General features: G+C 41.2%; 12 protein-coding genes. 6 read left to right on the top strand and 6 right to left on the bottom strand.

The genetic code is table 11. The features are described 5' to 3' along the window. The first annotated feature begins 134 nt into the window (after nt 1–134). The 3 genes from QNI29_RS18695 (at nt 135) to QNI29_RS18685 (ending at nt 4,336) form a co-directional block, all read left to right on the top strand. The gene (locus QNI29_RS18695; RefSeq protein WP_231417886.1) at nt 135–1,547 is read left to right on the top strand and encodes a CAP domain-containing protein; all 1,413 of its coding nucleotides are present in this window, start codon (nt 135–137) and stop codon (nt 1,545–1,547) included. Between the two features lie 83 nt (nt 1,548–1,630). Next, a complete protein-coding gene (locus tag QNI29_RS18690) occupies nt 1,631–2,794 on the top strand; it encodes a hypothetical protein (RefSeq protein WP_231417887.1) in 1,164 nt (387 codons plus the stop codon). Between the two features lie 303 nt (nt 2,795–3,097). Beyond that, complete coding sequence (locus tag QNI29_RS18685) at nt 3,098–4,336, top strand: transglycosylase SLT domain-containing protein (protein ID WP_231417888.1); 1,239 nt, start codon at nt 3,098–3,100, stop codon at nt 4,334–4,336. 170 nt (nt 4,337–4,506) lie between these two features. Here QNI29_RS18685 and QNI29_RS18680 read toward each other — a convergent pair whose 3' ends face one another. Further along, nucleotides 4,507–4,959, bottom strand: coding sequence for a DUF2269 family protein (locus QNI29_RS18680; RefSeq protein WP_231417889.1), 453 nt, complete (start codon nt 4,957–4,959; stop codon nt 4,507–4,509). An 845-nt stretch (nt 4,960–5,804) separates the two neighbouring features. Between QNI29_RS18680 and QNI29_RS18675 the strand changes: the two genes are divergently transcribed. Beyond that, nucleotides 5,805–6,992 carry an Ig-like domain-containing domain gene (locus tag QNI29_RS18675; protein WP_231417890.1) on the top strand — a complete coding sequence of 396 codons (1,188 nt, stop codon included), beginning with the start codon at nt 5,805–5,807 and terminating at the stop codon, nt 6,990–6,992. Nucleotides 6,993–7,102: 110 nt separating this feature from the next. Here the strand turns inward: QNI29_RS18675 and QNI29_RS18670 are convergent, their stop codons facing one another. From QNI29_RS18670 to cudC, 4 genes are all read right to left on the bottom strand, one after another. Continuing rightward, the gene (locus QNI29_RS18670; protein WP_231417891.1) at nt 7,103–7,690 is read right to left on the bottom strand and encodes a hypothetical protein; all 588 of its coding nucleotides are present in this window, start codon (nt 7,688–7,690) and stop codon (nt 7,103–7,105) included. A gap of 109 nt (nt 7,691–7,799) precedes the next feature. After that, entirely contained in the window at nt 7,800–8,084 is a 285-nt protein-coding gene (locus QNI29_RS18665; RefSeq protein WP_231417892.1) for a hypothetical protein, read from the bottom strand. A gap of 509 nt (nt 8,085–8,593) precedes the next feature. After that, nucleotides 8,594–9,472 carry a glycine betaine ABC transporter substrate-binding protein gene (locus QNI29_RS18660; protein ID WP_231417893.1) on the bottom strand — a complete coding sequence of 293 codons (879 nt, stop codon included), beginning with the start codon at nt 9,470–9,472 and terminating at the stop codon, nt 8,594–8,596. Nucleotides 9,473–9,642: 170 nt separating this feature from the next. After that, complete coding sequence (cudC, locus tag QNI29_RS18655; RefSeq protein ID WP_231417894.1) at nt 9,643–10,194, bottom strand: choline uptake/conversion transcriptional regulator CudC; 552 nt, start codon at nt 10,192–10,194, stop codon at nt 9,643–9,645. A 299-nt stretch (nt 10,195–10,493) separates the two neighbouring features. On the opposite strand from cudC, the gene betB reads away from it, so the two are divergent. Together betB and betA are read left to right on the top strand one after the other, a co-directional pair. Next, nucleotides 10,494–11,966: a betaine-aldehyde dehydrogenase gene (gene betB, locus QNI29_RS18650; RefSeq protein ID WP_231417979.1), complete on the top strand. Its 1,473-nt coding sequence runs from the start codon at nt 10,494–10,496 to the stop codon at nt 11,964–11,966. A gap of 88 nt (nt 11,967–12,054) precedes the next feature. Next, nucleotides 12,055–13,731 carry a choline dehydrogenase gene (gene betA / locus QNI29_RS18645; RefSeq protein WP_231417895.1) on the top strand — a complete coding sequence of 559 codons (1,677 nt, stop codon included), beginning with the start codon at nt 12,055–12,057 and terminating at the stop codon, nt 13,729–13,731. Between the two features lie 172 nt (nt 13,732–13,903). Here betA and QNI29_RS18640 read toward each other — a convergent pair whose 3' ends face one another. After that, the gene (locus QNI29_RS18640) at nt 13,904–14,134 is read right to left on the bottom strand and encodes a hypothetical protein (protein WP_231417896.1); all 231 of its coding nucleotides are present in this window, start codon (nt 14,132–14,134) and stop codon (nt 13,904–13,906) included. Nucleotides 14,135–14,219 lie beyond the last annotated feature (85 nt).

Genomic DNA, 14,219 nt, shown 5'->3' with positions numbered 1-14,219 from the left:
CAGGGTACCAGACCCCTGGGCCCGCGGGACGAGGAACCTGTCCCCCAACCCCGAAAATTTTGTTCCAAAAAGAGGAAAAACGACCTAATGAGTCGAAATAACTATGTGAATCGATTCCAAAAAGGTGGTTTAAAATGAGGGCGTTTAGCAAGTATGGTATTTTACTCAGTATTATTGTAATGGTCACAATCTTTCTTTCAGCAGAGAGGAGTTATGCAGCAAGCAGCTTTAAAGAGTTTGATTCAGTATCAGAGGTTAATCCCTACAAAGAATGGACGGTAGAATTTAATACCAAACTTCTTCAATCCTCCACTAATCATGTGGTGGTAAAGAATGCAGATGGTGAAGATATGGACGTTCATGTTTCTGTGAACTCTACTAAGAAAAGCATAAAAGTCGAACCTCCAATTGCTGGATACGTAAATGGGGAAACCTATACATTAATTATTGGGAGAGAAGTTAAGTCAGTAGATAACAAGCAATTAAATAATGAAGTGAGAATGAAGTTTACCATTTTAGGAGCTCATGACCCTAGTCTAGTAAATACCAAGAAAGAAGTTATGACTAAGTGGGACTTATATAAACCTACATATGAAGGGAATCCATTCGTGAAGGATCCTTCTATTCGTGCTCCTTATACCACAGGTGAGTTAAAACAAGGATTTCTTCAAGATGGCGTTAACATGACAAATTTTGTTAGATACCTATCCGGATTACCTGATGACATAGAACTTAATTCTTCTTTAAATGAGCAAGGTCAGTATGGTGCTGTAGTTACGGCTGCAAATGGGTATTTGAATCATCATCCAACAAAGCCGACAGACATGGATAAAGATTTTTATGAGATCGGCTATAAATCAACCTCCAGTAGTAATCTAAGCCAGCAATATACGAAAGAAGATTTCACATCAAGTTATGAAATAGATGGCGCTGTTCAAAAAGGGACAATAGCTAGTTCGGTATATAGTTATATGATGGATGAGAGCCGTTCTAACATTGACCGAGTTGGCCATCGACGTTGGATCCTAAATCCCCAGCTTAAAGATGTAGGTTTTGGCTACGCTTTAAATAAGAAATTGGGCAATTACTATAACTATACTTTTTCAACCATGCAGGTCTTTGATAAAAGTCGGGAGGAAGAAGTAGATTATGATTACATTGGATGGCCGGGAGTAAACCGTTATTTTCCTGCGGAGTTCTTTCCTAGTGACACCCCATGGTCTGTATCGTTAAACCCTTATCTCTATCAAATTCCTGAGCTGACTGAAGTAAATGTTGAAATTAAAAGCTTAGCTGATGGTAAGACTCATAAATTAAATACTCAAGATACGCCAATGAACACCGATGGACGTGATGTACTGGGCGAGTATTTTAATATAAATAATCAATGGTATGGCATCCCATATTGTATTGTATTCAGACCTGATCCAGATCAAATCAACCTATATAACGGAGTATACGAAGTAACGGTTGAAGGTTTGAAAGATCGTAACGGTAATGAAACTAGTCTTCAATATAAAGTGAACTTCTTTGATCTGCTGAATTAAATAAATGATGAGATCACCTATATGCTTGGTGGTCTCTTTCTAGTGTGGACTTAAATGTAATTTTATAAGGAGTGGGTAGATAAATGAAATGGGCAAATGGATTGAAAGTAGTAGGGGTTTCAGTTTTAGTCTCTGGAATGTTGGTATTTGGGAGTGGACCTATCATAGATTCTTTTAATCATAAAAGTGAAGGAAATATAGTATACGCTGATAGTTACTTAGAGATGGGCTATGAGGAGAACGTTAGTCCCGGTAAGTCATGGAATGTTATGTTTAATGTAATGATGGATACAGAGAACTTATCTGACGAATTGATTTACATTAAAGATGAAGAAGGTAACAAGATAGAAACTCAGTTGTTTCATACCAAGTATTTTAAAGAGAATCATAAATTAGCTACATTAGTTCGTGTTGGTGGAGTAGATGACTATGAACTAGGTGAAACGTACACAATGTATATAGAGAAGGACTTTAAAGATGAAAAAGGAAACCGATTGAAGAGTGGAGTAAAGAAGACATTTAAAGTGGAAGAGGAGAAGGAAAAAGGAGAGATTGGTGAAAAAGCATTATCGATGAGTAAGGAAGAATTTTTGAAAGATGAAGAAGTGAAAGAATTGAATAAACCGACTTTACTTTGGGGTTATAATGTTAGAACTGGAGAAGTTGGATTAGAAAAGACGTTTGATACAATGCCTATGTTTTATAAAGAATATGTGGAAATTGGTTTTCATAAAAAACTGAACGGCGGTTATGATGAGTGGTTGGACGAGGGATTTGTAAGTATGTACTTGGTAAATGAAGAGGTTTTTGTACGTGATTATCCTAATGTATCGTATCATCCTATTGTGAATGGTAAGTTAATGACTGATTTGTTTAAGGAAAAGAAAAATACGTTGAGTGTTGATCCGTTAAAAATGGGTAATTACGATAATATTAACGGTAAAAATGGAGATAAAATTGAGGATGTACTGTTGATGAGTCCGGAAAAAGAGGGACAAATGGTTGTGGAGTTGAACGCAGGTTATAAAAATGCGGTGTTGGCTTATAAAGGAGGAGCTGAACCGGTTAATATGGGAAGTGTAGCTGAGGTTAAGAATGGAAATTTATACGCAGATGGGAGTTTGTTTGAATCTTTTGGACTTGATGTAAAAGGAAAAGTAAACGTGAAGAAGGTTGCAAAAGAAAATGGATTAGAATTTGTTTATAATGAGCAGACAGAACTGTATAGAGTAAAGAACTTTAAGTAATAATTTAGAGTTCTGATTCAGGGGGAGACTTTGAGTCTCTCCTTTTTTAATGGGGAAAGGGTACCAGACCCTTGGTCCCGCGGGACGAGGAACCTGTCCCCCAATCCCAGTCCCGCCAGCCCGCCAATCTCTCAGAATTGAATTTTTAGTTAGGTTTTGAAATAATATCCAAAAGGACGTTTTTGTTAAGAGGTGCGCTAGTTTCGCAAAACGTTAAAACAAATCACTACATAATCTATGAATCTACCCATTTCAGCTAAACAAGTAGAGACGTCTAAATTAACCTAGAGAGGTTGGGAGCATATGAAGGGTATCAAATGGTTGATCGTTTCATTTGTGTTGGTACTGGCTATTGCCACGCCTGTATCAGCAGAGGAAGAAACGTATGAGGAATTGTCCGTCTATGAGAAACACAAGTTGCTGACAGAGATTGCGATTGAGAAAGATATTCCGCCAGAGATTTTAAAAGGGATCGCTGCCGGTGAGAACTACATGAGGCAGTATAAAGAAGATGGTACCGTTCAAATAGCAGACGACGGCGGGATCGGTATTATGCAGATCACTAACCATGATCTTAAAGGCGTGGATAAAGATCGTTTGGCTACCGATACGGAGTACAATATTCGAGTAGGTGCTGATATTTTAAATATGAAGTGGAATCAATTTGCTTCAAGATCGGCGTTACCTACAGTAAATGGGGCTAGTAACCGCCATATTTTAGAGCAGTGGTATTTCCCTGTTATGGCCTACAACGGGTATTCAAATGATAATAACCCAGTTAGAGAGTATGAAGAGGGCGAAAAGCCTTACCAACAAAAGGTGTACGAGACTATAGAGAAGTATAGTAAGGTTTCTACAGCTGATACGCCTGAAGATTTCTCTTTTCATCTAGATGATGGTTACCTTGTGTCGGATATAGAAAACTATGATTGGAAAGACGCAGATTCGTACACCACTCAGATGTTTGCACCTGGAGACCAAGTCTATGTAATGAATGATGAGGATTTAAGTGAAAACTTAGACTATGGGAGATTGAAATCGGATGGATACTTTAATGGTAGTGAATTAGATCTTATTCCGTATTACACGGAGTTGGAGATTGTGAGCGGCCCTTATTATCCAACTGAGAATATATTTAGACATTTTGTAGCTTATGAGGTTAAGAGTGATGATTACAATGGATACGTAGCTTCAGCGAATCTCCGAAGTGCGGATCATATGGAAAAGGATTTCTCGCCAAAAGGTGACAAGATGACAGATGTCGCTCTGGATAAAACTTGGCGCATTAAAACGAGAACTCACATCGATCCGGCCACGGTCAATGAGCGAAATATCTACATTGTCTCTGATAATGGAAAAGGAGTACGTATTGATCTGTCGGCATCCTTTAATTCCTCGGATCAAACCACCATCATTACAGCAACGCCAGAGGGTGAGTATGAAAAAGGGACAGAATATGCATTGCATGTGAAAGGGTTAATGTCTACTGAAGGCCTTGATTTAGAAACGAATGTATATAGGGAGTTTAAAACGGTAGATTAATTTGGGAATGAGCTCTAGTAAATGGGGCCGTTAGAACTAAATTCATTTAAGCAGCCGAGTACAGTAAGTACTCGGCTGCTTTTTTAGTGGCAGGGATAAGCGGGACAGGGTACCAGACCCCCGGGCCCGCGGGACAATGAACCTGTCCCCCAATCCCAATCCCACCTCTATTAAAATGGCTTCAACGTCATCAACACAATCAAAACAACAGCAGATACCTGAGCAATCATATTAATAGGAACTAATGCCTTCCCAATATTGTTATACTCCTCGGGTAACTCTTTGTCAGTAGAACTCTCTAAAATCTCAACCTGGCGAGCTGTTTTCTTGGGCACGATTCCTGCTACAATCGGCTGAACGAGTACGTAAATGACGAGAGAGGCAAGAAACCAAATTTCTGTAAATAAATATGTATTTAACGCTCCTAGAGCTAATCCGGTGAGGAGTAATGTAATACTCCCGATCTTCGCAAACTTCTCTACCTTCTCTGCTACGTTATGAGCAAACTTCGCCTGCGCTACCGTCTTTGGCGAACCCATTAATGCTGGAAGAGCAAATGTGGCTCCTAACCCACAGACTGCTGCGATAATATGAATAACTAAAATAATTCCGTAAAAAGTCATATTTAATTCCTCCTAATAATTTTCTTCTTAATGAAAAATATTCAAATTTTTGTTAATGACAATCCTCTTTCTTACAACCACTACCTAGCAAAGAAGTGGATCACTCCGCCTACATTTAAAAATAAATTACATGAAAAGAGGGGTGCCCTGTGAAGGGATTCCCTTCTAGAATATTTAGAAGCTGATCAACGATACTTAAGACGTGTCTGGTTTTATTAAGTTGGGATAATGGAGTAGAAGTTCAAGTTTCAAATTCTCTGAGAAAACGTTCAAAGTGGTCCTGTATGTTTTCGACTATAGTAATTTACTGCTTGTGTACTGAAAGTTGTTGAAATGAATTGGAGGTGATCACGAATTCATTCTTTGGTTTCGGTGAGGTTCATCGCTTTAAATCAAGCGATCCATTGGGGTGGATTACTGCACTTTCTATAGAAATACTGGTCGTATACCTAACACCTCTTCCTTTGAAATATTTTTGTAACATTTACGATTAAATAGTATATTAGCCTTATTGTCAATAATTTCTTTAAAATAATTAATATTCCTATATAACTAAATAAAGTATTATTTATAGTTCCTTAGTTTTGTTTTTGTGACTGGAGTCCTAGGTGTGTATTTCAAACTATATGGGACGTTCGGGTACAAAATGCCTAAATGATGCAGGTTTCTATAATAGAGATAAGCCTTTCTTTACATAGCTCAATTGCTGCTCTTATATTTTTGCGGGGATTTCCAATATTCGTATGATGCGTGGGTCTATCCGATGGTTTAGAGGTTTCTCGTTTAAATGTATTGGTCACATTCCGATAAAGAGATTAAATGGGTTACATACTTTGGGAGGTATTATGTTGAAGAAATCAATCAAACCTATCTTTGCTGTCATGACAACTGCTGCATTACTTGGAGCTACACCTTCAGTCTCAATGGCTAAAGAGAAAGAAGAAAAAGTTCATGAGCAGCATCATCAATTCGATCACGATGATCGTGAAGATGTAAAAGAAGAGAGAAAAGAGAAAAGGAAAGAAAAAAGCTACGACAGAAAACATAGAGCATGGGAGAAAGCTGCGGATCGTAGGTTTGATACGATAGAAAGACGCCTTGATCGTATTGAGTCTGAGAATGAGGAAATCAAAGATCGTATGGAAGAGTATTTTCATTTAGATGAAGATGACCAGGAAGACGAAGAAGGTGAGACTTCGGAACCTCTAGATACAATCGATGATGAGGAAGAAGTCGATCAAGAGATAGAGAGTGAAAATGAAGAAGAAACAGACGATGGTGAGTATGAGGACTCCTATGAAGATACTGAGAAAGACAGTTCAACGGAAGACGAGGAAGAAGATGTTGAACGTGAAGATGAAGAAGACAGTGAAGATTCAGAAGATGAAAAAGAAGAAGATTCATCTGACGAATCCGATGAAGAAATGGAAGATGAAGAGGACGTTGTGGCTGGAGAAGTCGAAGTTCAAGAAGAGGAAGAACTCGAACGATTTGATCGTGAAGCGGATAGCTTTTCTGGAAAATTAAACGCTCAGTTAAATAAATTAAATGCGCTAGAAAAACAGACGGATCACCTTTCTCATTGGGCGGGTAAGAAGTTTGGAACCGATAAAGATGACTTCGATAATGAAAGCTTACAAGAAGAAATAGAGGAACTTCGAAATGAAGTATATGAATTACAATCCTTGCTGAAAAAGTCACAAGAATCGGTTACGGAAGAAAAAGCAAATACTGAGAAAGAGGACTATCAGGAAAAGCAAGACGTAGAAGCAAATAAAACGTGGGACGTTACTTTTAATTCTGACCTTTCTGAGGAAGCGGTAGATTCATTGAATTTTATTGTTTTTGATGAAGAAATGAGTTTTGTGCCGGTAAGTATATCGTACGACGCTGAAACAAATGTGGTATCCGTGGCACCGGAAAAGGAGTACAACTCAGGTGAAACTTACACGCTGTTTATCTCAAAAGAGATTGAGAGCAATGGTGGACTGCAACTAGAGCGTGCTGTTCAAATGAAATTTACGATAGAATAAATTTTAATAGGTGTCATGAACAACATATGAAAAACACCGCCAAACGTCGATTCAGTTGCGACATTGGCGGTGTTTTTATTTCAAATGTTTGAGGGACAGCGGGCCGTAGCTTAGTCCCTTGGAATAATGAACTTATCCCCTAGCCCCGAATGATATGGATTTTGCAATGCTAGAGTTACGAGTTTTTTGAAAGAGGGCGTAACGGGTAACCCAAATATATCCATGATCTTTTCAGTTGGTTCTGTTGTGTATCGCTCGTATTCAACAATAGAGATATTAAAAAGGTACAATAAATGCTCCTTTGCCCTAGTATCTATTTGATTTTCATAAATAAAATAGCTAAGGAAAATCTTATGGATGTAGTTGCATTCATTTAAACTCTGTTTGCAAATCGTTTGATTAATAGATAGTGCTTGATGCTCATCTATATTTAATTCCTCTGTATAATGTAATACTCCGTATAGGAGGGGGAAATAGACGAGGGTTAAATGATCCAACATCATTAACGCACTATGTTGATAAGTATTTTGTGCCTTACTTGCCCTTTGGACGACATTCAATTTTTCCTCTTCAACTTGTTCTTCTATCGAATTGAGGAAGCTCTTGAGATCCATTTCATCTTCATGCTCGACCTCATTGTGTGGGTTAGTGCGTTCTTTTATCACAATAATGAGCTCTTTAATCATGAAACGTAACATTAAGAAAAATATGAAGCCTATTAGCAAAGCTTCATTTCCCTTAACATCGTAAAAATTAAACGCGAAAACAAGACTAAGGATTAAGGCAATAGAATTATGGATTTTCATTTTATTTGCCCTCGAGACTATGTACAGTTTTTTTCTGACGCCAAAATTTCATTTGCCCCTTTAATGTAACTCCGAAAATCATAGCAAAGAATAGTAGAAAAGAAGTGCCGTGAAAAACTATGCCGGTTGTGGCTATAGTAATTAAAATGGCAACGGGGAGTGCGAGAGCCTTAATGGCGGTACTAGCGTCATTCTCTATTTTACTATTTAATACAGAATGGACTGCGCTGAACAGACCTATAGCAAACACCCAAGTTAAAATTAGTAAAAGTATATAAGAAAACATAATGTTTCCACCTCCTGCATGAGTTATTTTACATAGGTTCAAAGTAGCGGTAAATGTGTAAATAATGGGATTTTAACGATCGTTATCTCTTGGAGGGTATTTCCATCTTGGTGGATGAGAGGTTCTTTATCAGGGTGACAGCCCCTGGGCATAAATTCTCTTCAGTCATTCGTCACAAAAACCTTCTTAATCCGTCATGGTACAAATAAGGGTTTCGTGCTTATAGGGGTGGTGTTTCTCAGGAGGCCTTCTGTAACCTTTTAACAACTAAAACCGATTGAAAGGTCACAGATCAAGCCCCTCTATTACCTTTTGACAAGCTACAACCCTTAAAAGGTCACAGATCGACCTCTTCTATGACCTTTTAAGGCTTAATTCCAGAAAAAAGGTCACAGATAGAATCTATCTGTGACCTTTTCAAGCTATAAAACTAGTGAAACGTAAGAGAGCGGGACAAGGTACCAGACCCCTGGTCCCGGGGGACGAGGAACCTGTCCCCCAATCCCAAGTTATTTCACCCATTCCCCAATCAATTCTTCATTCTCCTCAACCCATTCACGGGCGCCGTCGATTGGTTCTTCACTATTTTCGACAACATTAATTAGTTCACCAATTTGCTGGTCATTCATCTTCCAGTTCTTAAGCCATTCGCTCACTTCTGGATGGTCGTCTGCGAAGCCTTGGCGTGTGGCGTGGTGAATTTTTTCTACGCCGCCATAGGTTTTCTTCGGATCTTCTAAGAATTTAAGATCGTATTTGGAGAAGATCCAGTGCGGACTCCAAAGTGGGGCTACGATTGGTTCTTCGTTCTTCACGGCTTCACCAATTTCAGCTAACATCGCTGGTTCGGAGCTTGATTGAAGCACGTAATCAAGGTCATAATCTTGGATTAATTGTTCCGTTACTTCCATTGTGCCGGCACCTGGGTCGAATCCGACAATATTGCCTTCGAACATTTCCTTGTGCTCATTTAAGTCTTCGATGCTGTTTACCTCGTCCAAGTATTCCGGGACGACAAGTCCAACTTTTGCGTTGTCATACCAGGTTGCATCGGAGAAATTGACCGTGTCCTGATAGCTTTCTAAGTAATTGGCATCCTGAACAGGTAACCAAATTTCTAAACTTGCATCCAGGTCACCGCTTTTTAACGCTGCCATTGTGCTTCCCATGTTTAAGTTCTCAAGTTCTACCTCATATCCTTTATCTTCTAAAATCACCTTCCACATATTCGTGACGGCGATGTTTTCAGCCCAGCTGATTTGGCCGATCGTGAGCTCCTTGTTGCTTTCTTCTTCTCCACCTGCTTCATTGGTGCTTCCGCATGCTGTGAGTACCGTAATCATAACGATTGTAAGCAACATGCTCCATTGTTTTTTCCATGATTTCATGGTGATAAACTCCCCTTTTCTTAATGATATCTATTTCTTAAATACATTTAACGTTAAATGTATTAAGAATTTTCTTAACAAAAATGCAAAACGAATCCCGCTCTTTTCTATGTAAGAGTGGGTGGGAAGAGAGGGGGCAGCTTCTTTACACGTTGCTGCCCGCACACCTCTTATTCCGTTTGATCTTTCGGTAAGAATTCAAAGATCTCACCGCTTCGGATGCTTTCAACTAATTCCTCGAGCCAATGATAATACTTTTTTGATTCTTCTAATTGATCGTAGTATTTCTTCGCCTTCGCGACGATCTCTTGTGTGCTCTCCGAATCTTTCATAACTTCTATAAAATCTTCCTGAGCTGAATCAATCGCTCCAAGATTTGTTTTCACTTCCCGTTCCCACATCTGACAGTAAAACGCCATAAAGGACTGGAAGAAATCTTTCTCTGCGACATAGGTGTGTTTTCTTGAACCACGGGTGAAGGTTTTCTTTACCATTTCTATGTCCTGAAGCTTGCGGACGCTCGTACTCATACTTGGCTTACTCATGCCGAGCTCAGAGCGCATCTCATCAAGCGTCATCTGATCTTCAAAGTACATGGTTGCATACAAGCTTGCAGCGGCCGGGGTTACCCCGTATAGGTCCATCGTTTCTGCAATGGCGCCCATGACTTTATCTTTTGCTTCTTCTATTTTGAGCTTTGGTCTTTCGGTTGACTCACTCATAGGGTCGCTCCTTCAACAAAAGTATCTTTATTAAAAAAAATTCTAATATTCTTTACGAACTTTATGTTAACGCGTTCAGATTAAATGTCAAATGCTGATCGTAAATTTCAGGAAAGAAAAACATCCGCCATCCTTATTAGAATAGGTAATCCAGTAATTTCTTATCTTTCTAGTTCTAGTATTGGAGAAGAGATTTTGACAAGGTTTAATCATAGTGTTATCGTTAAAAACGTTAAATAAATATTTAATAAACTTAATATAAATCAAAAATCAATGCGAAGGAGTGGATCGGATTGGATCTGAAACTACAGCTTCAACATTATATAAATGGGAAATGGGTTGGCGCGGATTCAGAGAATACGCGTACAATCATGAATCCATATAACCAGGAAGTCATTGCAACGGTTCCTGAGGGAGATGAAACTGAAGCAAAAGAAGCGATTGCTGCTGCGAGAGCTGCTTTTGATAAAGGAGAGTGGGCGTCGACGCCTGCGACAGAGCGTGGCGCGATCGTGCGTACGATTGCTGAATTTATTGAACGAGATAAAGAGGAACTTGCTTACTTAGAATCATTAGATACCGGAAAGACGGTAGAAGAGAGTCGCGGGGACATGGAGGATATCGCTGGTGTCTTCCGTTATTACGCGGAGCTTGCAGATAAAGATGGTGGAGAGATGATCGATTCACCGGTAGCGAACTCCATTAGTAAAGTCGTTCGCGAACCAGTAGGTGTATGCGGACAGATAACGCCTTGGAATTATCCTTTACTTCAGGCGTCATGGAAATTAGCGCCGGCGCTTGCAACGGGGAACACACTCATTATGAAACCGAGTGAAATTACACCGCTAACAACGATCAAAGTCTTCCAACTCATTGAAGAGGCAGGCGTACCTGCGGGTGTGGCCAACCTTGTTCTTGGTGCAGGAAGCACGATTGGAGCAGAGCTTTCTAGCAACACAGATGTCGATCTTATTTCCTTCACAGGTGGCATTGTAACCGGCAAAAAGATTATGCAAGCGGCAAGTTCGAATGTGAAGAAACTTGCGCTTGAGCTTGGCGGGAAGAATCCGAACATCATTTTTGCCGATGCGGATTTCGAAACAGCTGTCGACCAAGCGTTAAACGGCGTGTTCTTCCACGCAGGGCAAATTTGTTCCGCTGGGACTAGGTTAATTGTAGAAGAAAGCATTCACGACGAGTTCGTTCAAGCGCTTGTTGAGCGTGTGAAGAAGTTCAAGCTAGGCAGCGGATTTGATGAAGATACGCAAATGGGACCACTTATTTCAGCTGAACACCTGGCGAAGGTTGAGAAGTATGTAGAAGCAGGAGTTAACGAGGGGGCAACGTTAGCCGTTGGCGGCAAACGTCCTGACGATCCTGAGCTACAGCAAGGATTCTTCTACCTGCCAACGATTTTCACAGACTGCACATCAGACATGACGGTTGTGCAAGAAGAAGCCTTTGGTCCGATTATCACCGTTGAGAAATTCACTGAAGAAGACGAAGCTGTAAGAATTTCGAATGACTCCATCTACGGACTTGCTGGTGGAGTTTGGACGAATGACACACGAAAAGCTGAACGCTGTGCTGCGAAGATGCGCATGGGTACAGTGTGGATCAACGACTTTAACTTGTATTTCCCTCATGCTCCGTGGGGAGGATTCAAGCAGTCTGGTATCGGCCGCGAGCTAGGCAAATTAGGTCTTGAAGAATACACGGAAACAAAGCATATTTTCCAAAACTTAAACCCTGAACCAATCAATTGGTTCTAAATGGACAAGCTTTTATAAGCATTCATTTTATAAATGAAGAAAGGCGTCGTGAAGCCTTTCTTCGCCAATTCATCAAGGAGGAACAGATATGACTGAATCATATGACATTGTAATTGTTGGAGGCGGGAGTGCAGGCTCCGTGCTTGGTAACCGCCTAAGTGAAGACGGGAAGAAGAGTGTTCTTATTCTAGAAGCAGGCCGCAGTGACTACTCCTGGGACCTTCTAATCCAAATGCCGGCAGCTCTGCCGTTTCCGGCTGGGAAAAGCCTTTATGATTGGAAGTACGAGTCTGACCCTGAACCGCATATGAATGGACGCCGCATTAAACATGCCCGCGGAAAAGTTCTTGGTGGCTCAAGTTCCATTAACGGGATGATCTATCAGCGTGGTAACCCATTAGATTACGAGCGCTGGGGAGCAGATGAAGGAATGGACACGTGGGATTTCGCCCACTGCCTGCCATATTTCAAACGCTTAGAGAATGCGTTAGCTTCTCCAAATGACGAGATGCGCGGCCAGGACGGTCCAATTAAATTAGAGCGCGGGCCTGCCAAGAATCCTTTATTCCAAGCTTTCTTTGACTCCGGTGTTGAAGCAGGTTATTCAAGAACCCCTGATGTGAACGGATTCCGCCAAGAAGGATTCGGACCGTTTGATAAACACGTCTACAAAGGACAACGAATGTCAGCTTCACGCGCTTATCTGCACCCTGTGATGGATCGTGAGAATTTAACGGTTAAAACGCGTGCTTTTGTTAAGCAAATTGATTTCGAAGGGAAAAAAGCTACAGGCCTGACGTATGTTCGGAATGGACAGACTCACCAAGTAAAAGCTGGGGAAGTCATCCTTTCTGGAGGTGCGATTAACACGCCGCAAATGCTACAGCTTTCAGGTATAGGCGATGCGAACCACCTGATGTCTCTTGGCATTAAGCCAGTCGTTGACCTTCCGGGAGTTGGGGAGAATCTTCAGGACCACCTTGAAGCATACATCCAGTACACATGCCCGGAGCCTGTGTCTGAGCAGCCGAACTTAAACAAGGCGCGCATGCCTTGGATCGGTTTACAGTGGATGTTCGGACGTACCGGTCCAGCGGCGACGAACCACTTCGAAGGAGGAGGATTCGTCCGTTCGAATGAGGACGTGGACTACCCGAACCTGATGTATCATTTCCTTCCGGTAGCGGTCCGTTACGATGGCCAGAAAGCTGCAACAAAACACGGATTCCAAGTACACGTTGGACCGATGTACTCTGATGCACGCGGTTCCCTTAAGATCCGTTCAACAGATCCAAAAGAGCACCCGAGCATGGTGTACAACTACCTTTCCACGGAACAAGATCGACGTGAGTGGATTGAAGCTGTAAGAGTAACCCGAAACATTATGGCTCAACCAAGTATGAACACCTATAATGGAGGAGAAATCTCACCAGGTCCTTCTGTTCAAACAGACGAAGAGATCCTCGAGTGGGTAAAAGAAGATGCCGAAACAGCTTTGCACCCTTCTTGTACAGCGAAAATGGGACCAGCTACAGATCCGATGTCAGTTGTCGACCCACATTCAATGAAGGTACACGGCGTTGAGAACCTACGAGTGGTTGACGCGTCCGCCATGCCTTACGTAACAAACGGCAACATCCATGCGCCTGTACTGATGCTTGCTGAAAAAGCAGCCGACCTTATCTTAGGTCGTAAGCCGCTTGAGCCGATTCATGCTGACTTCTATCGTCACGGGGTTCATGACCCTGCGGCGGGAACGGTTTAGCTGGGATTGGGATTGGTGGTTGGGATTGGGGGACAGGTTCATCGTCCCCCGGGACTGGGGGCAGGTTCCTTGTCCCTTTTCTTCTCTTCTAGTGAATCGTAAAAAACCCCCCCTTCTTGGAAGAAGGGGGCATCTGGTTCATTTTTTTAGAAAGCTGAGTTTAAACGGCAATCTATAGAACAATCTCTATAGCTCCAAGTCCTACTAAGATCGCGCCAAGAACGAGTGAAAGGATCATCTTTTTGTGCTTCTTTTCTCTCTTGTCACTAACCGCGTTCAGTAAAGAACTAACTCCTAACAAGACCGATATGTACCCAAACCAATCCCCGTTTCCTGTCCAACTCATGATCGCTAGGACAATGGCAATCATTGATAGGAAAAGGTTCACAAATGGTATAGCCATTAAAATCCCTCCTTTTGTGTGGAGTTATTTTACCATACTGGCCCCGGGAAGAGAGGTTTGTTCTCTTTTTTTGTGCAGGGTTTTA

Origin of the sequence: Pontibacillus chungwhensis (genome assembly GCF_030166655.1) — a bacterium.
Lineage (GTDB): Bacteria > Bacillota > Bacilli > Bacillales > BH030062 > Pontibacillus.
This window is presented reverse-complemented; position numbering and strand designations above follow the sequence as displayed.